Source organism: Serratia sp. KG1D (genome assembly GCF_037150675.1).
Taxonomy (GTDB): Bacteria; Pseudomonadota; Gammaproteobacteria; order Enterobacterales; family Enterobacteriaceae; genus Serratia; species Serratia nematodiphila.
The window spans coordinates 469,307-494,167 of sequence record NZ_JBAGIH010000003.1; the positions used below are offsets into that span (position 1 = coordinate 469,307).

Here is a 24,861-nt window from a genome sequence, read left to right on the forward strand (position 1 = left end):
ATGAGCGTAATTATCGTTGGCGGCGGGATGGCGGGCGCGACGTTGGCGCTGGCCATTTCGTCGCTTACTCAGGGAAGAATGGCGGTGGATTTGGTCGAGGCGACCCGGCCGGACGACCGCAGCCATCCTGGCTTTGACGCCCGCGCCATCGCTTTGGCGCAGGGCACCTGCCAACAGCTGGCGCGCATCGGCGTTTGGCCGACGCTGCGCGACTGCGCCACGCCGATCACTCAGGTGCACGTCAGCGATCGCGGTCACGCCGGTTTCGTTAATCTGCAGGCGCAGGATTATCAGGTCGATGCGCTCGGCCAGGTGATCGAACTGCACGACGCCGGGCAGCGGCTGTTCGCGCTGCTGGCGAAGGCGCCGGGCGTCACGCTGCACTGCCCCGCGCGGGTGGTGGACGTGATTCGCACTGCGGAGCGGGCGGAAGTGCTGCTGGACAACGGCCAGCGTCTGCGCGGGCAGCTGCTGGTGGCGGCCGACGGCTCGCGTTCGGCGCTGGCGCAGGCCTGCAACGTGCAGTGGCGGCAGGAGGACTATCCGCAGTTCGCCACCATCGCCAACGTCACCACGGCGGAAGATCCGCAGGGGCGAGCTTTCGAGCGCTTTACCCGTTATGGGCCGCTGGCGCTGTTGCCGATGTCACAGGGGCGCAGTTCGCTGGTGTGGTGCCATGCGCGTGAAGATCGCGCCCAGGTGGATGCCTGGGACGACGCGCGTTTTATCGCCGAGCTGCAACAGGCCTTCGGCTGGCGGCTGGGGCGCATCCTCAAGGCCGGTAAGCGGCACAGTTATCCACTTGGCCTGCTAACCGCCGATCGTCATGTCAGCCACCGGCTGGCGCTGGTGGGCAACGCGGCGCAGACGCTGCATCCGATCGCCGGGCAGGGGTTCAACCTTGGTCTGCGCGATGTGATGTCGCTGGCGGAAACGCTGGCGGAAGCGATGAACAGCGGCGAAGACGCCGGCGGTTATGCGCTGCTGAGCCGCTATCAGCAGCGGCGGCAAAACGATCAGCAGGCGACGATCGGCGTGACCGACGGATTGATCCGCCTGTTCGCCAACCGTTATGCCCCGCTGGTGGTCGGCCGCAATCTGGGGCTGATGGCGATGGCGCGTTTGCCGGCGGTGCGCGACGCCTTCGCCAAGCGCACATTGGGTTGGGTGGAACGTTAGACACAGAATCGGGCGCCCTGTGGCGCGCCCAAAAACGCGGCGTGGCAAGGCGTCGCGCGTTATTTAAGGAAATCGAGCAGCATGCAATCATTTGACGTGATTATCGCCGGTGGCGGTATGGTGGGGCTGGCGTTGGCCTGCGGCCTGCAGGGCAGCGGGCTGCGCGTGGCGGTGCTGGAGCAGCGCCAGCCGGATATGGCGCCGCCGTCGGAGCAGCCTGCGCTGCGCGTTTCCGCCATCAATGCCGCCAGCGAGCGTTTGCTGCAGCATATCGGCGTGTGGGACGACATCCTCCAGCAGCGCGCCAGCGCCTACAACGCGATGGAAGTGTGGGATCGCGACAGCTTCGGCAAAATCGCCTTCCGCGGCGACGAGTGCGGTTTCAGCCATCTCGGCCACATCATCGAAAATTCGGTGATCCAGCAGGCGCTGTGGAAGCGCGCCGAAAGCCTGTCGGACATCACGCTGATTACCCCGGCCGCGCTCAAGCAGGTGGCGTGGGGCGAGAATGACGCCTTCATCACGCTGGAGGACGGCCGTATGCTGACCGCCCGGTTGGTGATTGGCGCCGACGGCGCCCAGTCATGGCTGCGCCAGCATGCCGATATCCCGCTGACCTTCTGGGACTATCGCCACCACGCGTTGGTGGCCACCATCCGCACCGAAGAGCCGCATCAGGCTACGGCGCGGCAAATTTTCCACGGCGACGGCATTCTGGCGTTCCTGCCGTTCAGCGATCCGCATTTGAGCTCCATCGTCTGGTCGGTCGCGCCGGAAGACGCTGAGCGTCTCAAGCAGCTGGAGCCGGAACAATTCAACCGCGAACTGGCGATGGCCTTCGATATGCGTCTGGGCGCCTGCAGCCTGGAAAGCGAACGGCTGGCGTTCCCGCTGACCGGCCGCTATGCGCGCAGCTTCGCGGCGCACCGCTTGGCGCTGGTGGGCGATGCGGCGCATACCGTGCATCCGCTGGCCGGACAGGGCGTGAATCTGGGCTTTATGGACGCCGCCGAGCTGATTTCCGAACTGCGCCGCCTGCAGCGGCAGGGCAAGGATATTGGCCAGCACCTCTATCTGCGCCGCTATGAGCGCCGCCGCAAACACGGCGCGGCGGTGATGTTGGCCAGCATGCAGGGTTTCCGCGAACTGTTCGACGGCAACCACCCGGCCAAAAAGCTGCTGCGCGACGTGGGGCTGCGGCTGGCGGACAGCCTGCCTGGCGTCAAGCCTAAGCTGGTGCGTCAGGCGATGGGCCTGAACGATCTGCCCGAGTGGCTTGCCTGACACCTGCCTTCTGCGAGCCCGCAGCGGGCTCGCGCTTCTCGCTTTATGCCATCGCGTTTCCTTATATAACCCTTCATTTGAAATAATCTAATTTCAGCCGCTTTTTATCATTACTTTTTCTAATTCCATGTTCGGTTATCAAAAGTCCGGATCCCATGTGCGGCCATAGGTTTGTTATATAAGTTCGGCATTTTGCCGCTTTAATTGTTAATTTTGTGCCTTAAGGCGCATTTTTCCAGTGAAAAACTCTGCACACTAGCCCGGCATTTTACCGCCCCGGAACGGCGATGAGCCTATTTTAACTTATGGTTAATGTGGTCGTTCGGTGATAAGTTCGGGGGAAAGGTATCGTTTGCGTCACGGCGGTTGCACGCAGTTTTCGCCCGTCCCGGCGCAGCATTTGTGTTGAGCAGTCAGTGCGCCATGGCGATCGGGCCGCGAGCCAGGCTCCGCCGCATTGCGTGGCAGCACCCTAACTTCTAGCGACGAGTGGAAAGAGGGAAAAGATGGCAAAGCAAACCCCACTGTACGACCAGCACGTGGCGTGCGGTGCGCGCATGGTAGACTTTCACGGCTGGATGATGCCGCTGCACTACGGCTCGCAGCTCGATGAGCACCACGCGGTGCGTCAGGATGCCGGCATGTTCGACGTGTCTCACATGACCATCGTGGATCTGCACGGCGCTCGCACCCGCGAGTTCCTGCGCTACCTGCTGGCGAACGACGTCGCCAAACTGACCCAACCCGGCAAGGCGCTGTACACCGGCATGCTGAATGCCTCCGGCGGCGTGATCGATGACCTGATCGTTTATTTCCTCACTGAAGACTATTTCCGTCTGGTGGTGAACTCCGCCACCCGCGACAAAGACCTGGCCTGGATCGAAGAGCACGCCGCGCCGTATGGCGTCGCGCTGACGGTGCGAGACGATCTGGCGCTGATCGCGGTGCAGGGCCCGCAGGCCAAAGAGCGCGCCGGCACCCTGTTCACCCCGGAACAAAAAAGCGCGGTCGAAGGCATGAAGCCATTCTTCGGCGTGCAGGCCGGCGAGCTGTTCATCGCCACCACCGGTTACACCGGCGAGGCCGGCTATGAGATCGCGCTGCCGAAAGAGCAGGCGGCGGATTTCTGGCAAAAATTGCTGGCCGCGGGCGTCAAGCCGGCCGGTCTGGGCGCGCGCGACACCCTGCGCCTGGAAGCGGGCATGAACCTCTACGGGCAAGAGATGGATGAAGGCGTTTCGCCGCTGGCCGCCAATATGGGCTGGACCATCGCCTGGCAGCCGGAAGATCGCCGTTTCATCGGCCGCGAAGCGCTGGAACAACAGCGCGAGCAGGGCACCGAGCAACTGGTCGGCTTGATCATGACGGAAAAAGGCGTATTACGTAATGAGCTGCCGGTGCGTTTCACCGACGCGGCGGGGCAAACCCACGAAGGCGTGATCACCAGCGGTTCGTTCTCCCCGACGCTGGGCTTCAGCATCGCGCTGGCGCGCGTGCCGGCGGGCATCGGCGAGCAGGCCATCGTGCAGATCCGCAACCGCGAGATGCCGGTCAAAGTGACCAAGCCCGGTTTCGTTCGCGCCGGCAAGCCGCTGACAAATTGATTTTTTATTGATTGATTCTTTTATTTCTTCGAAGGAGTAACCGGCGATGAGCAATGTGCCAACAGAATTGAAATACGCATCCTCTCACGAGTGGGTTCGCGCAGAAGGTAACGGCGTTTACACCGTAGGCATCACCGAACACGCGCAGGAACTGCTGGGCGATATGGTGTTTGTCGATCTGCCGGAAGTGGGCCGCACAGTCGCCGCCGGTGAAGACTGCGCCGTGGCGGAATCCGTCAAGGCGGCGTCGGACATCTACGCGCCAATCAGCGGTGAAATCGTGGCGGTGAACGCCGAGCTGGAAAGCTCCCCGGAGCTGGTGAACAGCGAACCTTACGGTGACGGCTTCCTGTTCCAGATTAAAGCCTCCGACGAAGGCGAGCTGGCGAACCTGCTGGACGCCGCGGCTTATCAGGCCTCGATCGACGAGTAATCGTGCCCACGCCCCAGGCCTTTCGGCCGGGGCGTTTTAGTTACCGTTCAAGCTATATCCCGTATCACGCAAGCATTCAGGAATTTGTAGCAATGACTCAGACACTCAGCCAACTCGAACACAGCGAAGCGTTCATCGAACGCCACATCGGCTCTTCTGCGGAACAACGCCAGGAGTTGCTGGCAGCGGTGGGCGCTCGCTCGCTCAGCGCGCTGATCCAACAGATCGTGCCGGCGGACATTCAGCTGCCGGGGCCGCCGCCGGTTGGCGACGCGGCGACCGAACATCAGGCGCTGGCTGAGCTGAAGGCGATCGCCTCGCAGAATCAGCGCTACAAATCCTACATCGGCATGGGCTACAGCGCCGTGCTGACGCCGCCGGTGATCCTGCGCAATATGCTGGAAAACCCGGGCTGGTACACCGCTTACACCCCTTATCAGCCGGAAGTGTCGCAGGGCCGTCTGGAAGCGCTGCTGAACTTCCAGACTGTGACCCTCGATCTGACCGGCCTGGATCTGGCCTCCGCATCGCTGCTGGATGAAGCCACCGCCGCCGCCGAGGCGATGGCGTTGGCCAAACGCGCCAGCAAGCTGAAAGACGCCAACCGCTTCTTCGTGGCTGACGACGTGCATCCACAGACGCTGGACGTGGTACGCACCCGCGCCGAAACCTTCGGCTTCGACGTCATCGTCGATAAAGCGGAAAAAGTGCTGGAGCTGGACGGCGTGTTCGGCGTGTTGCTGCAGCAGGTGGGCACCACCGGTGAACTGCACGACTACAGCGCGCTGCTGGCCGAACTGAAATCGCGCAAAATCATCACCAGCGTGGCTGCCGACATCATGGCCCTGGTGCTGCTGACCGCGCCGGGCAAGCAGGGCGCCGACGTGGTGTTCGGCTCCGCGCAGCGCTTCGGCGTGCCGATGGGCTACGGCGGCCCGCACGCCGCCTTCTTCGCCTGCCGCGACGAGTTCAAGCGCTCGATGCCGGGCCGCATCATCGGCGTTTCCCGCGATGCCGCCGGCAACACCGCGCTGCGCATGGCGATGCAGACCCGCGAGCAGCATATCCGCCGCGAGAAAGCCAACTCGAATATCTGTACTTCGCAGGTGCTGCTGGCCAACATCGCCAGCCTGTATGCGGTGTATCACGGCCCGCAAGGCCTGCAGCGCATCGCCGGGCGCATCCATCGCCTGACCGACATTTTGGCCGCCGGGCTGCAGAAGGCCGGCCTGACGCTGCGTCACCACACCTGGTTCGACACCCTGACCGTCGAAGTGAAGGACAAGGCCGCCGTGCTGGAGCGCGCGCTGAGCTTCGGTATCAACCTGCGTACCGACATTCACGGCGCCGTCGGCATCACGCTGGATGAAGCCACCTCGCGTGAAGACGTGCAAACGCTGTTCGCACTGCTGGCCGGCGACAATCACGGTCTGGACATCGACGCGTTAGACGCGGCGGTGAGCAAAAACAGTCAATCGATCCCGGCCGCCATGCTGCGCCAGGATCCGATCCTGACCCACCCGGTATTCAACCGCTATCACAGCGAAACCGAGATGATGCGTTACATGCATCGCTTGGAGCGTAAGGATCTGGCGCTGAACCAGGCGATGATCCCGCTGGGTTCCTGCACCATGAAATTGAACGCCGCGGCGGAAATGATCCCGATCACCTGGCCTGAATTCTCCGAACTGCACCCGTTCTGCCCGCCGGAGCAGGCGGCCGGTTACCAGCAGATGATCGGCCAACTGTCTCAGTGGCTGGTGCAGCTGACCGGCTATGACGCGGTGTGCATGCAGCCGAACTCCGGCGCGCAGGGCGAATACGCCGGCCTGCTGGCGATCCGCCGCTACCACGAAAGCCGTAATGAAGCGGGCCGTCATGTCTGCCTGATCCCAAGCTCGGCGCACGGCACCAACCCGGCCTCCGCCCAGATGGCGGGCATGAGCGTGGTGGTGGTGGCCTGCGACAAGAACGGCAACATCGATCTGCACGATCTGCGCGTCAAGGCGGAGCAGGCAGGCGAAGAACTCTCTTGCATCATGGTGACCTACCCGTCGACCCACGGCGTGTATGAAGAAACCATCCGTGAAGTATGCCAGATCGTGCATCAGTTCGGCGGTCAGGTGTATCTCGACGGTGCCAACATGAACGCCCAGGTGGGCATCACCACGCCTGGCTACATCGGCGCAGACGTTTCGCACCTCAACCTGCATAAAACCTTCTGCATTCCGCACGGCGGCGGCGGCCCGGGCATGGGCCCTATCGGCGTGAAAGCGCACCTGGCGCCGTTCGTGCCGGGCCACAGCGTGGTGCAGATCGACGGCGTGACCACCCAGCAGGGCGCGGTCTCCGCGGCGCCGTTCGGCAGCGCCTCCATCCTGCCTATCAGTTGGATGTACATCCGCATGATGGGCGCGGAGGGCCTGAAGCAGGCCAGCCAGATGGCGATCCTGAACGCCAACTACATCGCTACCCGTCTGAAAGACGCGTACCCGATTCTGTATACCGGCCGCGATCACCGTGTGGCGCACGAATGCATCCTCGATATTCGTCCGCTGAAGGAAGAGACCGGCATCAGCGAAATGGACATCGCCAAGCGCCTGATCGACTTCGGTTTCCACGCGCCGACCATGTCGTTCCCGGTGGCGGGCACGCTGATGGTCGAGCCGACCGAGTCGGAAAGCAAGGTGGAGCTGGATCGCTTTATCGATGCGATGCTGGCGATCCGCAGCGAAATCGACCGCGTCGCCAAAGGCGAATGGCCGCTGGAAGACAACCCGCTGGTGAATGCGCCGCACGTGCAGGCGGAGCTGGTCAACGACTGGCAGCACCCGTACAGCCGCGAGCTGGCGGTGTTCCCGGTGGCCGGCGTACGCGAGAACAAGTACTGGCCGAGCGTTAAGCGTCTGGACGACGTGTACGGCGACCGTAACCTGTTCTGCTCTTGCGTGCCGATGAGCGATTACGAATAACACGTTCGGCAAAGTTTGTGTTTGGGGGACACCGCATGATGCGGTGTCCCTTTTTATTTTATCGCGGCCTATTCTTTCCGGTACGTTCCCACGATTTGAGGAGTCATCATGCAAGCGGCAATCGTAACAGCGCTGGGGCAAGCCCCGGTTTTCGGCACCTTTGAGGAGCCTCAGGCGCAGGCGAATGAAGTGCCGATCGACGTTCTGGCGGCCGGCATCAAGCAGCTGGATCGCGCCACCGTCGCCGGCACTCATTATTCCAGCCCGAAGCAATTGCCGATCGTGCCCGGCACCGACGGCGTGGGCCGCACGGCGGACGGGCAACGAGTGTACTTCGCCTCTTTCCGTCGCCCTTACGGCGCGATGGCAGAGCGCAGCGTCGCGTCATGGACGGTGCCGGTGCCGGAGGCGGTGGACGACGCCACGGCGGCGGCGCTGATCAATCCGGCCTTCGCCGCCTGGCTGCCGCTGCGCTGGCGAGCGGATCTGCAGCCTGGTGAAACGGTGCTGATCATCGGCGCTACCGGCACCTCGGGCAAACTGGCGGTTGCAGCGGCGCGTCAGGCGGGAGCCGGGCGCATCGTTGCCGCCGGTCGGCGCCTGAGCGTGCTGGAGGCGTTGGGTGTGGACGCCACGGTGGATCTGAGCCTGCAGGGCGAGGCGCTGGCGCAGGCCTTCGCGGCGGCGGCGGGGCCGGGTGGTTATCAGGTGATTGTCGATTACATCTGGGGCCCGGCGACCGAAGCGCTGCTGGCGACGCTCAATAATCACGATCTCTCGTCTTACGCCGGGGGGCGCGGCATTCGCTTGGTCAACGTCGGCTCGATGGCCGCGCCGGACATCCGGCTGCCGGCGGCGGTGCTGCGCAGCAATCAGCTGCAGATCCTCGGCAGCGGCACCGGCAACTTCCCGCCGATCCCGGAGATGCAGCGCTACGCGACCGAGATTTTGGCGCTGGCGGCGACCGGAGCGCTCACTATCGAGACGCAGGAGCACGCGTTGGCGGATATCAACGAGGTGTGGGATCTGAACAAGAAAAGCGACGTGCGTTCGGTGATACGCATCGCCCGTTAATCCCCGGCCGCTAGCGGCAGAGGCAGACCAGGTGAATGTCCTCCGGCTCACGGGCGAACAATTCGGTATCCGGATGTTCGATGAGCCGGCAGCCCTGCGCCAGATAGAAGTCTACGGTACTTTTGTTGGGAATGGAGGAGACGTACAGCCCGGCGGCGCCTTCTTGCGCCGCCTGCCGCAGGCAGAGCTGGAACAGCTGCTTGCCTAACCCCTGGCCGCGTTGGTGCGCGCTGACGTAAAAGAACAGCAATTGGCGCAGATCTTGCCGCGGGCCGCGTGGTTCGGTGTCCAGCGCCGCCGCTGCCACGATCTCCTCGCCTTCGAACAGCGCGAAGAACGCGCCGCCGCGATCGAAGCACGCTTCGTGGATCGGCGTATAGGTTTCCCGATCGTGCGGATCCCAGCCGCGCACATCGTAGTAGTCCGGGTAGGGGTGCAGCTTGCCATCCTGCAGGCGATACAGGGTGTCGATAATTTCGCTGCGGTCGATATCCCACAGCCGGTCGAGTTGCTGCCGTTGCAGCAGTACAGGGGCGATCATGCTCGTGGTTAACTCTCAATCTGTGGCCGGTAACTTTCCGGCAAATCGATGATAAAGCCGATGCCGCGATCGTCGAGGCCTTCGGTGACGCGCAGCTGCGCGCCGATTTTGTCGGCCAGGTTGCGGGCGATGGCCAATCCCAGCCCGCTGCCGGTCTGTTGCGTGCCGGGCACGCGGTAAAAGCGCTCAAACAGGCGCGGAAGGTGCTCTTCGCTCACCCCGGGGCCGTTGTCGCGCAACGTAATATAGCAGCCGAGCGGCGCCAGCGAGCGGATATTGGCTTCGATGCGGCTGCCGGGCGGCGCGTATTTGAGCGCATTGTCCAGCAGATTGGTGAAGATGGCGATCAGCGCATGGCGGTCGGTACTCACCACCACCTCCTCGCTGCCGTCGAGCGACAGTTCGACATCCTTTTCCAATGCATAGGGAACGTGCTGCGCGATGCATTTGCCGATCTCCGCATAGATATCCACCGCCTCAATCTTCAGCGGAAAATCTTCCGCCTCCAGCTTGGCCAGGTTGATCAGCTGGCGCGACAGCGACGCCGCCCGATCCAGCCCCTGCTGCATGTCGCCGATGATTTCCCGGCGCTCCTGCTGCTCGCTGACCTGGGTCAGCAAATGCAGCTGCGCCAGCACGGCGGCGATCGGCGTGCGCAGCTCATGCGCGGCGTCGGCCATAAATCGTTTCTCGCGCTGATTGGCGGCGTCGATGCGCGCCATCAGTTTGTTGACCTCCATCACCACCGGCCGGATTTCCTGATACTGTTCGCTGACGTTGATCGGCGACAGATTGCCGGGCTGACGATCGGAAATGGTGCGGGCGATCTGGCGCAGCGGCCGCAGGCTGAAATAGGCGGTAAACAGCAAGGTGATGATGATGGCCGCCAGAATGCCCAGCAGCGGTACGGCGGTGCTCTCCGCCGGGTTGCCGAACAGCGTGGTGCGATCGTTGAACGATTCGCCGACGATCACCCGGTACTGGCGATTCTCGCTCCAGCTGCCGGCGAGATGCCAGTTGGCGCCGGCGTAATTGACCGAGCCGGACAGCACCGAAGGCGGCAGGCGCAGCGGCTCTCCCTGCGTTTGCGAACTGTAAAGCACCCGGTTGTCTCGATCGTAAACCACAAACAGCGGGTGATAGTCGATTTCGTCCTGCATGCCGTTATTGATGGAATCAATGTACATGCCTTCAATGGTCTTGATGATGCCGCGGTAATCGATATGGTCAGTGCCGGTTTCGTCGAGAATATTGGCGATGCCTGCAGCGACGATGCGTTGCTGGTTATCGAAATATTTCTCCATGTCGGGGTAATACCAATATTTCACCCAGGCGACGAGGATCCCCCACAATAATAAAATGGCCAGCACCTGGAAAATAATGGTGCGCATAAAGAAGGATTTGAAACCGATCATTTCGCTACTCTTTCTTCAGCAAATAACCAATGCCGCGTACGGTAATAATTCTTTCTTTACCGATCTTGCGCCGTAAATTATGCATGTGCACTTCCAGCGAGTTGCTTTCCACGCTGTCGCCGTGGCCGAACAGCCGCTGTTCCAACACCGCTTTGCGCACCACGGTGCCGGCGCAGCGCATCAGTTCGTGCAGCAGGTGATACTCTTTTTTCGACAGCATCAGCAGTTCGTTATCCAGCATGACCTGATGGTTGACCGGATCGAGATACAGCGCGCCGAGGCTCCAGGTTTGTGACGCGAAGCCCGCCATGCGCCGGTTGACCGCCTTGACGCGCGAGATGAGTTCGGGCAGCGCAAAGGGTTTGGCCAGAAAGTCGTCCGCGCCGGAATCCAGGCTGTTCACCAGGCTTTCAATGCGGTCGCGGGCGGTCAGGATGATGATCGGGATATTTTGCCCAGCGGCGCGCCAGGCGATCAGCCTCTGCAAACCGTCACCGTCCGGCAGCGTGAGATCCAGCAGCATCAAATCGAACCCGCCGGATGAAAGTTTATTTTCCGCGTCGACGAGCAGGCGCACCCAGCACAAATTAAAGCCGGCCAGCTCCAATGCTCGGCACAGCGCCTTGCCTAATTGCAGGTCGTCTTCCACCAACAGTATGTTCACGTTATTTCCGCTGAGATCCTTGAGTCGCGCTTATCTAACTATAACGCTGACGGGAAGACAACGGGGAAACCTGCGCTGCCTGCACGTTCTTAAGCAAACCTTAATCTGGCTTTAATCTCGCGTTAAGGGAACGAGGGGGGATTTCAGTTATTTTGCTGCCATTCGAAATCATGGCTGAGGGAGCGAAACATGCAGACTGACGGTTCCCCGCTCGCGGGCGCCTCGCGGCGGCTGATGTATTCAGGCGTGGCGATGCTGCTCATTCTGTTGATGCTGTCGTTTCGCGGCGATGTGCACAGCCCTGCTCACAAAGGCCTGCATGCTTCCGGTTTGCAGCGGGGCCATCAGGTGGCGGTAACGGACGCCTCCGGCTGCGCGAAATATCGGATTAAAAAGCTGCTGCGCCGCCTGGCTCAGCTCTGAAGCGTTTTCTAGAGCGCCGCTCTATACTCTGACTGGCAAACGGGGAGCCTGTGCGCAGGCCGTTATTTTTATATCGCCAACCAGAGAAAAAATACGATGACGAAAGTGGCATTGGTAACCGGCGCAAGCCGGGGAATTGGCCGCGCGACCGCTTTGCTGCTGGCCCGGCAGGGCTATGCGGTGGGCGTGAATTACCTGCGTGACGAAAGTGCGGCGCGCCAGGTGGTGGCGGAGATTGAGACGCAGGGCGGTAAGGCGCTGGCATTGCAGGCTGACGTGGCCGACGAAGCGCAGGTGATGGCAATGTTCGGCGCACTGGATGCCGGGCTGGGCACGCTCAGCGCGCTGGTCAACAACGCCGGCATTCTGTTCCAGCAGGCGAACATTGAACAGTTGACCGCCGAGCGCATCAATCAGGTGCTCAGCACCAACGTTACCGGTTACTTCCTGTGTTGCCGCGAGGCGGTGAAGCGCATGGCGCAGCGTCATGGCGGGCAGGGCGGCGCTATCGTCAATGTGTCTTCCGCCGCTTCTCGTTTAGGCGCGCCGGGAGAGTACGTCGACTATGCCGCCTCGAAAGGCGCCGTCGATACGCTGACCATCGGGTTATCGCGGGAAGTGGCGGCGCAGGGCATTCGCGTCAACGGCGTGCGGCCCGGATTCATCTATACCGAGATGCACGCCAGCGGCGGCGAGCCTGGCCGGGTGGATCGCGTGAAGGACAGTTTGCCGATGCAGCGCGGCGGCCAGCCGCAGGAAGTGGCGGAGGCGATCGCCTGGTTGCTGTCTGACGCCGCATCTTACGTGACCGGCACCTTTATCGAGGCCGCAGGCGGGCGTTGAACGCATCCGTAGGGTTTTGACATCCCTCCGGATGCGAGGTATTTTGATTAAATAACAATCAAAATGTAGTTACAAAAATGTATGTTTATTTTGAATGGAATCAGGATAAAAATCACAGTAACCAGCACAAACACCGTGTCAGTTTTGAGATTGCGCAACGGGTTTTTCTGGATCCCAACCATTTGGCTGTGTTGGAAAGGATCGAGGGTGGAGAAGAACGTTGGCAAACGATCGGCATGGTCGGATCCTGCTTGCTGTTGCTGGTGGCGCATACGACGATCGAAACGGATGTCGAAGGCGATACAGTAGAGATCGTGCGTATCATTTCAGCACGCAAGGCCGATGCCAAAGAGAGGGGAAGATATGAAGCGCAAAAATTCCGCCAAAAATCTGGCCCATAGCGTACTCCCGCCGTTGACGGAGGAGCAGAAAGCGCAAATTGCTTCACTGAGTGCGTTGCCGGACGAGGACATCGATTATGCCGATGCGCCGGCACTGGATGAGGAAAAGTGGCAGGCTGCGGTTCAGGGGCGTTTTTATAAACCGATGAAAGTATCGAAAACCATCCGAATCGATGCGGATGTGTTGGCCTGGCTTCAGCGGCCAGGCAAAGGCTATCAGAAACGCCTGAACGCCGTGTTGCGTGAGGCGATGTTGAAAGAGCATGAACACGGGGAATAATGTGTGCTAGGCGGCTAACGATCCGGTGAGGTTCTCACCGGATTTTTTTTGCTGTTTTTTCAGGTAATGCGTTATCAACGCCGGCGGTCTAATTGCGGCGCTCGGTCAAAACCACACAAACGGTCATTAACGGTCATACTGCGGAGCGTGGAATTGTGACCGTTTACCGTTTCTCTCCTGTTTACCTCAGGCGTACGCGCATCATAACTGCCTGTTACTCCACACTTTCATAATTATTCATTTCATTTCCTTCCCGATTTTTTTGACAACTATCACATCGCGATCGTTGACCGATCGCAGGGCGATGCGCTTTGCGTCCGCGCGCAAAACGCGGCGCGGCAAATCGATATCGTAATCAACGTTGTGGAGGAGAAAAGAAACATGCTGCCTGTAGAACGTCATCGCTTTATCACCGAAGTCTTGAGCCAGCGCGGCCGCGTGATGGTGCAGGAGGTGGCGCAGCTGTGCCACATCTCTATCGAGACGGCGCGGCGTGATCTGGCCTTGCTTGAACGGCGCGGCCTGCTGCTGCGCAGCCACGGTGGCGCGGTGTTCGTCGAGCCGCCGGCGGTGGAGAAAACCTATGTGCCCGCCGAGATAGACCAGGGGGAATCTTTCCGCCAGCGCAGCAACGAGGCGCCGGAACACAAGACGCGCATTGCCAAACGCGCGCTGGAATTTATTGCGCCGGGGGACTGCCTGCTGCTGGACAGCAGTTCCACCAGTTGGTTTTTGGCGCGCCAACTGCCGGATATCTCGCTGGTGGTGCTGACCAACTCGCTGCACATCATCCAGACGCTGGCCTGCAAGGCCAATGTGCGCACCATCGGCCTGGGGGGCGAGTATTCCGCCAAGTACGAGGATTTTATCGGCGTGCTGGCGGAGCAGATGCTGAAGGAGTTCGTGATCAACAAGCTGTTTTTCTCCTGCCACGGCATCTGCCAGGACGGCGGCATCCGCGAGAGCAATGAGCACCATGCGCGGCTGAAGCAGCAGATGCTGCTGGCGTCGGAACGCAAGTTCCTGCTGGTGGACAGCAACAAGTTCGGCCGCCGCTCGTTCGCCCGCATTTGTCATTACCGGGAAATAGACACGCTGATCACCGATAGGCTCAGCGACGACGAATTTCGTCAGGAACTGGCCTGGAACAACGTCGACGTGATTGAAGTTTCACCCGCCGCGAAAAGGGCGGCGCGATAACAACAACGAAAACCCTTATTACAGCCAACACTTGTGGAGAGAGAACAATGAAAAAATCCGTACTGGTCGGTCTGTTTGCCTCGCTGCTGCTGTCGGTCTCCGCGCAGGCGGCGGACAAGCTGAAAATGGGCGTGGTGGTGAAGATCGGCGGCATTCCCTGGTTCAACGCCATGGAGGCCGGCATCAAAAGTGAGAGCGCCAAACGCGGCATCGACGCCTGGATGGTCGGGCCGACGGCGGCGGATCCGGCGCTGCAGGTGCGCGCCATCGAGGATCTGATCGCGCAGAAGGTGGACATCATCGGCGTGGTGCCGAACGACGCCCGGGTGCTGGAGCCGGTGCTCAAGCGCGCGCAGGAAGCGGGCATCAAGGTGATCGTGCACGAATCCCCCGGCCAGAAGTACGCCGACTGGGATTTTGAGCTGGTGGACGCCTCGCAGCACGGGGTCAACCACATGAAAGCGCTGGCCGCCTGCATGAAAGAGCAGGGCAAGTACGCGGTATACGTCGGCAGCCTGACGGTGCCGCTGCACATCACCTGGTCGGACTCGGCCATCAACTACCAGAAGCAGCACTACCCGAACATGCAACTGGTGGGCGACAAGTTCGGCGTGGGGGAATCGCTGGATGACAGCGTGCGCACCACCAACGATCTGATGGCCAAGTATCCCGATCTGAAAGGCGTGCTGGCGTTCGGTTCGCAGGGGCCGATCGGCGCCGGGCGCGCGGTGCTCAACCGCGGCAAAAGCAACGATATCTGCGTCATCGGGCCGTTCAGCCCGGGCCAGGGCGCTTCGCTGGTCAATCGCGGCGCCATCAAGGGCGGTTACATCTGGAATCCGATGGTGGCCGGCGAAGTGTTCGTGCGCATCGCCGACATGATGCACAAGGGGGAGAAAATCACCGACGGCATGACCATCGAAGGCATGGGCAAGGTGCAGGTGGATGCGCAGCAGCACACCATTCTCGGCAACGCCACCGAAAGCCTGGATAAGCAAAACCTGCCGAAACTGGTGAAGATGGGGCTGTAATCATGGCGATTTCCGGCAATACGGCAACGCAGGGCGCGCCGCTTATCGAACTGCAACAGCTGTCGATGACCTTTGGCGGGCAGCGTGCGCTGAACGATATTTCATTGGCGCTGATGCCGGGGGAGGTGCACTGTCTGGCCGGCACCAACGGCTGCGGCAAGAGCACGTTGATCAAGGCGATTGCCGGCGTCTATCAACCGGACGACGGCAGCCGCATTACCCTCGATGGACAAACCTTCGGCCGGCTGTCGCCGGATCAGGCGCGCGCCTTCGGCATTCAGGTGATCTATCAGGATCTGTCGCTGTTTCCCAACCTGACGGTGGCGGAAAACATCGCCTTCGAACACAACCTGCGCGGGTTGCTGGGTTGGCACCGCCCGGCGCGGCTGCGGCGCGCCGCCGAGCGCCAGCTGCAATCGCTGAGTTTCAATCTGGATCTCGACAAGCAGGTGGCGGAGCTGCCGATCGCGCAGCGCCAACAGGTGGCGATCTGCCGCGCGCTGGTGGCGCAGGCGCGGCTGGTGATCATGGACGAACCGACCGCTTCGCTGACTCGCACCGAGGTCAACCAACTGCTGCGCACGGTGGACTATCTGAAAGCGCAGGGCATCTGCGTGGTGTTCGTCAGCCACCGGCTGGACGAGGTGCTGGAGATCTCGGATCGCGTCACGGTGATCCGCGACGGCAACAAAGTCGGCACCTGGCCGGCGGCGGAGATCACCGGCGATCGTCTGACCGAGCTGATGACCGGTCTGAAGCTGGACTATCACCTGAAAGCGCCCAGCCTGAATAAGGATCGGGTGATGCTGGAGGCGGATCGCCTCAGCCGCGCTGGGCAGTATCAGGATGTGAGCTTCCGTCTGCATCAGGGGGAGGTGCTCGGTCTGTGCGGGCTGCTCGGCTCCGGGCGTACCGAGCTGGCGCTGAGCCTGTTCGGCATGACCCGGCCGGACAGCGGCAAACTCTACCTCGACAGCAAACCGGTGCGCTTTCGCGGCCATGAGGACGCGATCAAGGCCGGCATCGGCTACGTCTCGGAGGATCGCCTGACGCTGGGGCTGGTGCAGCAACAGTCGGTGGCGGATAACGCGGTGCTGACCATTCTCGATAAGCTGCGCGGGCGCTTTCGCCTGATCGACGATTACCGCAAGAATCGCATCGTGGCGGAGTGGATCGCCAAGCTCGGCGTGCGGGTGGCGGATCCGGATCAGGCGGTTTCGACGCTGTCCGGCGGCAATCAGCAAAAGATCGTGCTGGCCAAGTGGGTGCTGACCCAGCCGCGGATCTTGATCCTAGACTCGCCGACCGTCGGCGTCGACGTCGGCGCCAAGGCCAGCATCTACCAACTGATCCATCTGCTGGCGCAGGAGGGGATCGCCATTTTGCTGATCTCCGACGAGGTGCCGGAGGTGTATTACAACTGCGATCGGGTGCTGCACTTCAGCGGCGGCAGCGTGATCGGCGAATACCTGCCGGGGCAGGTGAGCCAGCAGCAGCTGGCGGAGGCGGTCAATGCGTAGGTTCAGTTTGAAACCGCGCGGCAACGAAGGCTATCTGGCCTGGGTGTTGCTGCTGACGGTCATGGTCTTTTCACTGCTTAGCGATCGGTTTTTAACGGTGCAAAACCTGCTCGATCTCAGCGAAAGCTACGCGGTGAGCGGCATATTCGCCCTCGGCCTGTTTGTGGTGCTGGTGACCGGTGGCATCGATATCTCCTTCGCCGCAGTCGCCTCGGTGGTGCAGTACCTGATCGCCACGCTGGCGACCCACTACGGCCTGGCCAGCCCGGCGGGCAGCATTTTGCTGGCGTTGGCGATCGGCGCCGCGCTGGGCATGGTCAACGCGCTGTTGATCTACTGCCTGCGCATCGTCTCGATCATCGTCACCATCAGCATGCAGGCGTTGTTGTTCGGCATGCTGATGTGGCTGACCAACGGCCGCAGCCTGTACGCATTGCCGGACTGGTGGACGCTGCCGCGCAGCGTGCTGCCGTTCCAGCTGGGTGAACAGAGCTATCAGCTCGGTTTGCCGACGCTGGTGATGCTGGCGGTGGCGCTGTTGACCTGGCTGCTGCTGAACAAAACGCACCTCGGGCGCCAGCTGTTTGCCGTGGGCGGGGATGCGGAATCGGCGCGGCGCATCGGCATCCGTGTTGGCCTGCTGCATTTGTTCGCCTATGGCTATCTGGGCGCGATGGCGGCGATCGGCGGCTTGGTGCAGGTGTATCGCATGGGGGAAGTGGTGCCCAACGCGCTGGTGGGCGGGGAGCTCGACGTGCTGGCGGCGGCGGTGCTGGGCGGCGCCAGCCTGAACGGCGGCAAGGGCAGCGTGGTCGGCACGCTGATGGGCGTCTTCCTGATCGGCGTGCTGAAAAACGGCCTCAACCTGATCGGCGTGTCCAGCTACTTCATGAACGTGGTGATCGGTCTGGTGATCGTCGCGGCGATCACCGTCACCCACTACAAGAAACGTAAAGAAACCGACGTCGGTTTCGCCTGAGGAGCGCCTGATGGGCAACAACCTGAAATTTCGTCCGGACGGGGTCGCCGTCGGTCTGCTGGCATTGCTGCTGGCGGTGGTGCTGGCCTTTAGCCTGCTGATGCCGGGGCGCTTCTTCAGCGGCGCCACCTTCACCAGCGTGGCCTTCCAGCTGCCGGAGCTGGGCCTGCTGACGCTGGCGATGTTCATCCCGATCCTCAGCGGTGGCCTGAACCTGTGCATTATCGCCAGCGCCAACCTGACCAGCCTGCTGATGGCCTGGCTGTTCATCAGCTACCTGCCGGCGGATGCCGGGCTGGGTTTGCAGGCGCTGTGGCTGGCGTTGGCGCTGGCGGCGGCGATGCTGTTGGCCGGGCTTATCGGCGCGGCGACCGGCGCGCTGGTGGCTTACGTCGGCGCGCATCCGATTCTGGTGACGCTGGCCACCATGACCACGGTCAACGGCATCGGCATCTACCTGACGCGCGGCGCGGCCCTGAGCGGCATGCCGGAGATCGTGCGGTTTATCGGCGCTGAGCGCGTGCTGGGCGTGCCGGTACCGCTGTGGATTTTCCTGGTGGTCGCCGCCTTGCTGGCGCTGTTCTTGCAGAAAACCCGGCTCGGCAAATGCATCTACATGAGCGGCAGCAACATCAACGCCACCCACTTCAGCGGCGTGAATACCCATCGGGTGTTGATCGCCATTTACACCCTCTCCAGCCTGCTGTGCGTCATTGCCGGGCTGGTGATGATGGCGCGCTTCAACTCGGCGCGCATGGGTTACGGCGACTCCTACCTGCTGCTCACGGTGCTGGCGATCATTCTGGGCGGCACCGATCCGTTCGGCGGTTTTGGCCGGGTCAGCGGCGTGGTGTTGGCGCTGATCGTGCTGCAGGTGATCGCGACCGGTTTGAACCTGATGAACGTCAGCCCGCATTTCAGTCTGGCGATGTGGGGCGCGGTGCTGATCGCGGTGCTGGCGCTGAAGTTTTTCCGCCATCGCTATCGGCAGCGGCGGGCGATGCGCCGCAGCGCGGCCCAGGCCAGAATCGCGGCGGGCCACTGATCCCTTTTCCCTTTTGCGCAGGATAACGCTAATGAAATACCAGATTTCACCTTCACTGATGTGCATGAACCTGATGGATATCCGGCAGCAATTGGCGGTGCTGAATCGCCGCGCCGATATGCTGCATATCGACATCATGGACGGGCACTACGTTAAAAACATCACGCTGTCGCCGTTCTTTATCGAACAGATCCGCCCGCATACCTCGTTGTTGCTGGACGTGCATTTGATGGTGGAGAACCCGACCGATTTTATCGAGCCGATCGCCCGCGCCGGGGCGGACTTTATCTGCCCGCATGCCGAAACCATCAACCGCGACGCGTTCCGCGTGATCAATCAAATCCGCGCGCTGGGCAAAAAAGTGGGGGTGGTGCTGAACCCGGCCACGCCGGTGGAGTTTATTCGCCACTACCTTCACCTGCTGGACAAGGTCACCGTCATGACCGTCGATCCGGGCTATGCCGGGCAGCCGTTCATTCCCGAAATGCTGGACAAGATCCGCCAGTTGCGCGATCTGAAAAGCCAACAAAATCTGCGCTATCTGATCGAGATCGACGGATCCTGCAACCAGCGTACTTATCGCGATCTGATGGGCGCCGGCGCGGAAGTGTTGATCGTCGGCAGCTCCGGGTTGTTCAATCTCGATCCGGATCTGGAGGCGGCATGGGAAAAAATGCTGGATCAGATGCGGCAGGCGGCCTGAGGCGGGGGACATGATGCGGCATTTTCTTGGCGTTGACGTCGGCGGCACCAATACCCGCCTGCTGTTGATGGATGATGACGGCGAGTTTAGCGCTTACCGCAAGATAGCGACCGCCGACTGGGCACGGCAGGCCGATCCGCTGGCGGCGTTGGGCCGCCTGATCGCCGGGCATAGCCAGGATCGTCAGGTGGCGCAGGTGATGCTCGGGTTGCCGGGGATCCTCAGCCGCGATCGCTCGCGGGTGCTGTCGCTGCCGTTCATTCCGGCGCTGGATGCCCAGCCGGTGGCGGCGCTGTTGGCCGATTTGCTGGCGCTGCCGGTGCGAATGGACAAGGACGTCAACCATCTGTTGTGGTGGGACTTGCAGCAGCTGCCGGCGCTGCCGCAGGTGGCGGTAGGGCTGTATCTGGGCACCGGCATGGGCAACAGCCTGTGGCTGAACGGCGATTTTTACCACGGGGCGCATGGCGCCGCCGGCGAGTTGGGGCACATTCCCTGGCCGGGCCATCTGGGCGAGTGCCCATGCGGCAAACGGGGCTGCGTCGAGAGTTTGACCTCCGGCCATTGGCTGACCGGCTGGGCGCGCGCCAACGCGGCGCAAACGCCGTTCGACCGGCTGTTCGAACGCCATGGCGATCATCCGGATTTGCAGCGTTTCGTTGAACGATTGGCGCAGACCATCGCCATCGAAATGAATGTGATCGACCCCCAACGGCTGATCCTGGGCGGCGGCGTGATCGCCATGCGCGGTTTTCCGTTGGCGCGGCTGGAGCAAGAGATCCGCCGTCATCTGCGCGGGCCGCAGCCGGCACAGGGATTGGCGATCTCCATCAGCCGCCTGACCGATGAAACCGGCAGCAAAGGCGCCTGTCTGGCCGCCCGGCGCCACCTCCAATTGAGCAGGGAGTACCAGCAATGAAAGGCAAAGTCTGCGTGTTCGGTTCGTTCAACCTGGATATCGTCGCCGGCATGGCGCGGTTTCCGCAGCCCGGCGAATCGCTGATCGCCCGTAACAGTATGATGGGGGCGGGCGGCAAGGGCGCCAACCAGGCCACCGCCGCGCTGCGCGCCGGGGCGCGGGTGCATTATATCGGCAAGGTGGGGCGCGACGACTTCGGCACCTTCGCCCGGCGTCATCTCGCTGCCGCCGGCTTCGATGCGGTGACGCTGTTCTCGACCGGCGATTGCCCGACCGGCAATGCGCTTATCTACGTTGCCGGCGAGGATGCGGAGAACATGATCGCCGTCGATCCCGGCGCCAACCTGACGGTCAGCGAGGACGAGGTGCGCCAGTGCCGCCCGGCGATCGCCGCGGCGGATATTCTGTTGACCCAGCTGGAGAACAACCTGCCGGCGATCGAACAAGTGATAGCCATCGCCCGCGAGGCGCGGACGTTCATCATTCTCAACCCGGCGCCGTTTCAGCCGGTGCCGGACAGCCTACTGGCGCAGGTCGATCTGCTGACGCCCAACGCCACCGAATGCACGTTGCTGACCGGCGTGCCGGTGCGGGATGTGGCTTCGGCGCGTCAGGCGGCGCAGGTGCTGCACGCCAAGGGCATTCGTTTGCTGATCGTGACCTTGGGCACGCAGGGGGCGTTGTTCTCGGACGGGGAAAACAGCGAGCTGATCCCGGCGTTTCCGGCGCAGCCGAAAGACACCACCGGCGCGGGGGATGCGTTTAACGGCGCTCTGGCGGCGCAGCTGGCGAATCAGGTGCCGTTAGCCGATGCGGCGCGCTTCGCCGCCGCCTACGCGGCGGTCTGCGTGGAACGCGCCGGGGCGGCGGGATCGATGCCGAGTTATGAGGAGGCGTTGGAACGCCAGCAGGCGTTCGCTTGACGTTGACGGGCTGCGGCGCAGAGGCGGCAGCCCGGCTCCCTTACTTCAACCAGCCTTTGCGCTGCGCGTCCCGCAGATGTTGCTCCATATGGTGCCACAGCTCGGGGTGTACGTCGGCGATCGACGCATTGCGCGCCAGTACCTGCTCCAGGCTGATGCCGTTTTCTACCCAGCTCTGGCCTTCATTGTGCAGATTCATCAGCATCGGCATGGTGCGATCCAGCAGCAAGGCAAAGCGCGCATCGGCGCTTTCGCCGTCTTCATATTCCTGCCATAAAGCGGTGAAATACTCGCGCTGAGCCTCCGGCAACATGCCGAACAGACGGCGCGCCGCCGCCACTTCCTGATCGTGGATCGCCGCGCGGGCCGCCAGATCGTAGACCAGCACGTCGCCGGCGTCGATTTCCACGATGTCATGCAGCAGCGCCATCTGGATCACGCGCTGAATGTCTACGTCATCACCGGCGTAGGGCGCCAGGCTCATGGCGGCGATGGCGAAATGCCAGCTGTGTTCGGCGGAGTTTTCCTGGCGCTGGGTGCCCAGTACCTTGGTGCGGCGTTGTACGCCTTTTAACTTATCGATTTCCATCAGGAACTGGATGGCCTGGGTCATTGAACCGAAATCTAACGCGGGTACAGCGGATGACATGGTGTAAACCTCAAGGTGGGTGGGTTGAAGCCTGACGATTGTAGACCAGCGGGCGGGGGATTTCGATGGTTACACGCGTTCACATTTTTATTTTAGCGTACACGTGTACACTGGAATTATTCTCAGTTAAGCTGCTTTGCGTTAATTTCGAACAAAGCAGGGCATTTTGAGGGGTTGCGCGTTATGGGGAAAACGGACGTAGTGAAAGCCGGGAGCAATAAGATTGTCGCCGCGGCTTATCCGTGGGCGGAAGAGATCGCCAACAGCATCAGCCACGGCATCGGGCTGGTGTTCGGCATCGTCGGCCTGGTGTTGCTGTTGGTGCAGGCGGTGAATACCGGCGCCGATGCGACGGCCATCACCAGTTACAGCCTGTACGGCGGCAGCATGATCCTGCTGTTTCTCGCTTCCACGCTGTACCATGCGATCCCGCATCAGAAGGCCAAGCATTGGCTGAAAAAGTTCGATCACTGCGCCATTTATCTCCTGATTGCCGGCACTTACACGCCGTTTTTGCTGGTGGGGCTGGATTCGCCGCTGGCGAAGGGTCTGATGGCGGTAATCTGGGGGTTGGCGCTGCTCGGCGTGCTGTTCAAGCTGGCCTTCGCCCACCGTTTTGAAGCCCTGTCACTGGTGACCTACCTGACGATGGGCTGGCTGTCGCTGATCGTGATTTATCAGCTGGTTACGCGGCTGGAGGCCGGCGGCGTCACGCTGCTGGCGATCGGCGGGGTGGTCTATACCCTGGGCGTGATTTTCTATGCCTCCAAGCGCATTCGCTTTGGCCACGCCATCTGGCACGGCTTCGTGCTCGGCGGCAGCGCCTGCCACTTCATGGCGATCTACCTGTACGTCTAAGCGTTGCCGCTACATCTGAATGCGTATTGAACAGGCGCCTCTTTTGTTTTAAAAAAGAGGCGCTTGCTTCTTTCGGGTATCCAGCAAGCCCTGTCTTTCATTTCTGAGCCCGCATACCGTTTCTCTCACTTCTGTTCAGGACTCATCAAGATGATCGTTCGCTTATCCAAAGCGCTGCTGGTCTGCGCTATCGCCTTGTTCGCTTCGCTGGTGGCCTTCGGTAACCTCACCGACTACGGCTCCAATTTCGCCTTCGTGCGCCACGTCTTTATGATGGATACCCTTTTCCCCGACGCCACCATCGGCTACCGCTCGATACAGACGCCGTGGCTGCATCACGCCGGTTATATTTTCATCATTGCGTTGGAGAGTCTGACCGCGCTGCTGTGCTGGATTGGTGGCCTGCGCCTGCTGGGCGGCCTGAAACTGCCCGCCAACGCTTTCAACGGCCGAAAAAAATGGGCGGTAGCGGGGCTGACGCTGGGCTTCCTTACCTGGCAGGTCGGTTTTATGTCGATTGGGGGGGAGTGGTTCGGCATGTGGATGTCGCAGCAATGGAACGGCGTGCCGAGCGCGTTTCGCTTCTTCGTCACCATCATCTTGGTGCTGATCTATCTGGTGCAGCGCGACGGGGAGTTGGACGAGTAACGAAGATGGCCGCAGGCAGGGGGCCTGCGGCCGACGGATTATTTCTCTTCGGCCAGCGAGTAGGGCAAAGGTTTGATCGTCAGCTGGCTGGCGGCATCGTCGCGCACCCGCAGCTTGCTGTCGGCATCCAGATCGTTGTTCATCACCACCTGCACCCACAGCGTACCGTCGGCTAACTGACTCGACGCCAGTACGGTGCCGGTGCGACGCCAGTTTTCCCCCAGCTGCAGCTCCAGATCTTCCGCCGCCTGCGGGGCGCGGGCCGCTTTACCTTCCAGCCAGTAGAGCGCACGTTTGTTGGCGCCGCGGAACTTGGCGCGTGCCACCATCTCCTGACCGGTATAGCAGCCCTTGCTGAAACTGATGCCTTCCAGCGCCTGGAGGTTGGTGGCCTGCGGGATCAGCTGCGCGCTGTTGGCGGCGTCGATAACCGGATAACCGGCTTCGATCTCCAGCGCCAGCCACTGGTTGCTGTCATTCCGTTCCGCCTGGTCATGCAGTTTGCCGATCAGCTGTTCGGCCACGGCGGGGCGGGTCACCAGCAGAAAACGTTCTGCCGGCGCATTGAAGTGCAGAATCGTGGTCTCGCCGTCCTGCACTACCGGGTGCTCAGCGCTCGGCAGCGTGGCGAACAGGCCCGCCAGCGCGGCGCGCGCCTGGAAACCGGCGACGCCCAGCAATACCGCGTCATTATCGGCGGCGATGGTGACTTTGGAGAACACCGCATATTTTTTGATTTCCGCCAGTTGGCTGTCCAGCACGCTGCGGCGTTCCAGATAGGCGAAGCCTTCGCCGCGGTGGAACAGACGCAGGTTGCTCCACATTTTGCCCTTGGCGTCGCAGTGGGCGCACAGCACGTGTTGATCGGCCGCCAGCGCGTCGATGTCCGCCGTCACCTGGCCCTGGAGATATTTCACCGTGTCCGGCCCGTTCAGCTTCACCAGCGCCCAATCTTCCAGCGAGATCAGCGTCAGGGGCAGATGGGTGGAAGCGGAGGGCTGACGGGGTGGGAATGGAATGTTATGCGCCATAGTAAGTTCCTGCTCAACGTTTAGCTTACCTGAAGGGTATTGAACCCATGGTAAAAGAGGCGGCGGGCTTTGCAAACTGTTATTCGCGCCGCGGCGCCGGGGGGCGCTTTTTTTGGCATTTTGCGCTTTATTGCGTTTTCCGCCACAAAGCGCCTTCCCGGCGTGTATGTCAAATTGTTACTCTATAGACTTGTGGCCAGGGCACCCTTGCACACAGCCCCCCCGGCTGATGGAATTATATT

General features: G+C 61.7%; 25 protein-coding genes. 20 read left to right on the forward strand and 5 right to left on the reverse strand.

Annotated elements, in window-relative coordinates; genetic code table 11:
• The 6 genes from ubiH (at position 1) to WFM45_RS17320 (ending at position 8,546) form a co-directional block, all read left to right on the forward strand.
• Entirely contained in the window at positions 1-1,179 is a 1,179-nt protein-coding gene (ubiH, locus tag WFM45_RS17295; protein ID WP_118891727.1) for a 2-octaprenyl-6-methoxyphenyl hydroxylase, read from the forward strand.
• 81 nt (positions 1,180-1,260) lie between these two features.
• Positions 1,261-2,463 (forward strand): FAD-dependent 2-octaprenylphenol hydroxylase, encoded by a 1,203-nt coding sequence (gene ubiI, locus WFM45_RS17300; protein WP_004931629.1) that lies wholly within the window; start codon positions 1,261-1,263, stop codon positions 2,461-2,463.
• Between the two features lie 506 nt (positions 2,464-2,969).
• Positions 2,970-4,067, forward strand: a complete 1,098-nt coding sequence (gcvT, locus tag WFM45_RS17305; RefSeq protein WP_004931631.1) for a glycine cleavage system aminomethyltransferase GcvT — start codon at positions 2,970-2,972, stop codon at positions 4,065-4,067.
• Between the two features lie 46 nt (positions 4,068-4,113).
• Positions 4,114-4,500: a glycine cleavage system protein GcvH gene (gene gcvH / locus WFM45_RS17310; RefSeq protein WP_004931633.1), complete on the forward strand. Its 387-nt coding sequence runs from the start codon at positions 4,114-4,116 to the stop codon at positions 4,498-4,500.
• Between the two features lie 92 nt (positions 4,501-4,592).
• On the forward strand, positions 4,593-7,472 hold the full coding sequence (gene gcvP, locus WFM45_RS17315; RefSeq protein WP_015378983.1) for an aminomethyl-transferring glycine dehydrogenase: 2,880 nt from the start codon (positions 4,593-4,595) through the stop codon (positions 7,470-7,472).
• 108 nt (positions 7,473-7,580) lie between these two features.
• Entirely contained in the window at positions 7,581-8,546 is a 966-nt protein-coding gene (locus tag WFM45_RS17320) for a quinone oxidoreductase family protein (RefSeq protein ID WP_048324709.1), read from the forward strand.
• 10 nt (positions 8,547-8,556) lie between these two features.
• Here WFM45_RS17320 and WFM45_RS17325 read toward each other — a convergent pair whose 3' ends face one another.
• Genes WFM45_RS17325 through WFM45_RS17335 form a run of 3 tightly spaced genes read right to left on the reverse strand, consistent with a single transcriptional unit; the run spans position 8,557 to position 11,166 of the window.
• A complete protein-coding gene (locus WFM45_RS17325) occupies positions 8,557-9,084 on the reverse strand; it encodes a GNAT family N-acetyltransferase (protein WP_049240107.1) in 528 nt (175 codons plus the stop codon).
• An 11-nt stretch (positions 9,085-9,095) separates the two neighbouring features.
• Positions 9,096-10,502 carry an ATP-binding protein gene (locus tag WFM45_RS17330; RefSeq protein WP_021505718.1) on the reverse strand — a complete coding sequence of 469 codons (1,407 nt, stop codon included), beginning with the start codon at positions 10,500-10,502 and terminating at the stop codon, positions 9,096-9,098.
• A gap of 4 nt (positions 10,503-10,506) precedes the next feature.
• Positions 10,507-11,166, reverse strand: coding sequence for a response regulator (locus tag WFM45_RS17335; protein ID WP_004931642.1), 660 nt, complete (start codon positions 11,164-11,166; stop codon positions 10,507-10,509).
• A gap of 189 nt (positions 11,167-11,355) precedes the next feature.
• Between WFM45_RS17335 and WFM45_RS17340 the strand changes: the two genes are divergently transcribed.
• The 12 genes from WFM45_RS17340 to rbsK all read left to right on the forward strand — a co-directional run bounded on the left by WFM45_RS17340 (position 11,356) and on the right by rbsK (position 21,433).
• Entirely contained in the window at positions 11,356-11,589 is a 234-nt protein-coding gene (locus WFM45_RS17340) for a hypothetical protein (protein WP_033632158.1), read from the forward strand.
• Between the two features lie 96 nt (positions 11,590-11,685).
• Positions 11,686-12,432, forward strand: a complete 747-nt coding sequence (locus tag WFM45_RS17345; protein ID WP_033632159.1) for an SDR family oxidoreductase — start codon at positions 11,686-11,688, stop codon at positions 12,430-12,432.
• 77 nt (positions 12,433-12,509) lie between these two features.
• A complete protein-coding gene (locus tag WFM45_RS17350) occupies positions 12,510-12,833 on the forward strand; it encodes a BrnT family toxin (RefSeq protein ID WP_072062332.1) in 324 nt (107 codons plus the stop codon).
• On the forward strand, positions 12,796-13,113 hold the full coding sequence (locus tag WFM45_RS17355) for a BrnA antitoxin family protein (protein ID WP_004931651.1): 318 nt from the start codon (positions 12,796-12,798) through the stop codon (positions 13,111-13,113). The genes WFM45_RS17350 and WFM45_RS17355 overlap by 38 nt, the downstream gene beginning before the upstream one ends.
• A 381-nt stretch (positions 13,114-13,494) precedes the next feature.
• Positions 13,495-14,313, forward strand: a complete 819-nt coding sequence (locus tag WFM45_RS17360; protein ID WP_033632161.1) for a DeoR/GlpR family DNA-binding transcription regulator — start codon at positions 13,495-13,497, stop codon at positions 14,311-14,313.
• 47 nt (positions 14,314-14,360) lie between these two features.
• A complete protein-coding gene (locus WFM45_RS17365) occupies positions 14,361-15,344 on the forward strand; it encodes a substrate-binding domain-containing protein (protein WP_025304134.1) in 984 nt (327 codons plus the stop codon).
• 2 nt (positions 15,345-15,346) lie between these two features.
• The gene (locus WFM45_RS17370) at positions 15,347-16,864 is read left to right on the forward strand and encodes a sugar ABC transporter ATP-binding protein (RefSeq protein ID WP_336956569.1); all 1,518 of its coding nucleotides are present in this window, start codon (positions 15,347-15,349) and stop codon (positions 16,862-16,864) included.
• Positions 16,857-17,843, forward strand: coding sequence for an ABC transporter permease (locus tag WFM45_RS17375; RefSeq protein WP_004931660.1), 987 nt, complete (start codon positions 16,857-16,859; stop codon positions 17,841-17,843). The genes WFM45_RS17370 and WFM45_RS17375 overlap by 8 nt, the downstream gene beginning before the upstream one ends.
• A 10-nt stretch (positions 17,844-17,853) precedes the next feature.
• On the forward strand, positions 17,854-18,888 hold the full coding sequence (locus WFM45_RS17380) for an ABC transporter permease (protein ID WP_004931662.1): 1,035 nt from the start codon (positions 17,854-17,856) through the stop codon (positions 18,886-18,888).
• A gap of 31 nt (positions 18,889-18,919) precedes the next feature.
• Positions 18,920-19,591: a D-allulose 6-phosphate 3-epimerase gene (gene alsE, locus WFM45_RS17385; protein WP_033632165.1), complete on the forward strand. Its 672-nt coding sequence runs from the start codon at positions 18,920-18,922 to the stop codon at positions 19,589-19,591.
• A 10-nt stretch (positions 19,592-19,601) separates the two neighbouring features.
• Positions 19,602-20,510, forward strand: a complete 909-nt coding sequence (gene alsK, locus WFM45_RS17390) for an allose kinase (RefSeq protein WP_033632166.1) — start codon at positions 19,602-19,604, stop codon at positions 20,508-20,510.
• Positions 20,507-21,433 (forward strand): ribokinase, encoded by a 927-nt coding sequence (gene rbsK / locus WFM45_RS17395; protein WP_015378971.1) that lies wholly within the window; start codon positions 20,507-20,509, stop codon positions 21,431-21,433. The genes alsK and rbsK overlap by 4 nt, the downstream gene beginning before the upstream one ends.
• Positions 21,434-21,473: 40 nt before the next feature.
• Here the strand turns inward: rbsK and WFM45_RS17400 are convergent, their stop codons facing one another.
• Positions 21,474-22,082 carry an HD domain-containing protein gene (locus WFM45_RS17400; RefSeq protein ID WP_033632167.1) on the reverse strand — a complete coding sequence of 203 codons (609 nt, stop codon included), beginning with the start codon at positions 22,080-22,082 and terminating at the stop codon, positions 21,474-21,476.
• A gap of 183 nt (positions 22,083-22,265) precedes the next feature.
• Here WFM45_RS17400 and trhA point away from each other — a divergent pair, with 183 nt between their 5' ends.
• Positions 22,266-22,940, forward strand: coding sequence for a PAQR family membrane homeostasis protein TrhA (gene trhA / locus WFM45_RS17405; RefSeq protein ID WP_033632168.1), 675 nt, complete (start codon positions 22,266-22,268; stop codon positions 22,938-22,940).
• 150 nt (positions 22,941-23,090) lie between these two features.
• The gene (locus WFM45_RS17410; protein ID WP_004931675.1) at positions 23,091-23,588 is read left to right on the forward strand and encodes a DUF2165 family protein; all 498 of its coding nucleotides are present in this window, start codon (positions 23,091-23,093) and stop codon (positions 23,586-23,588) included.
• A gap of 38 nt (positions 23,589-23,626) precedes the next feature.
• On the opposite strand, the gene ygfZ is transcribed toward WFM45_RS17410, so the two are convergent.
• Complete coding sequence (ygfZ, locus tag WFM45_RS17415) at positions 23,627-24,619, reverse strand: tRNA-modifying protein YgfZ (protein ID WP_085337105.1); 993 nt, start codon at positions 24,617-24,619, stop codon at positions 23,627-23,629.
• Positions 24,620-24,861: the final 242 nt, after the last annotated feature.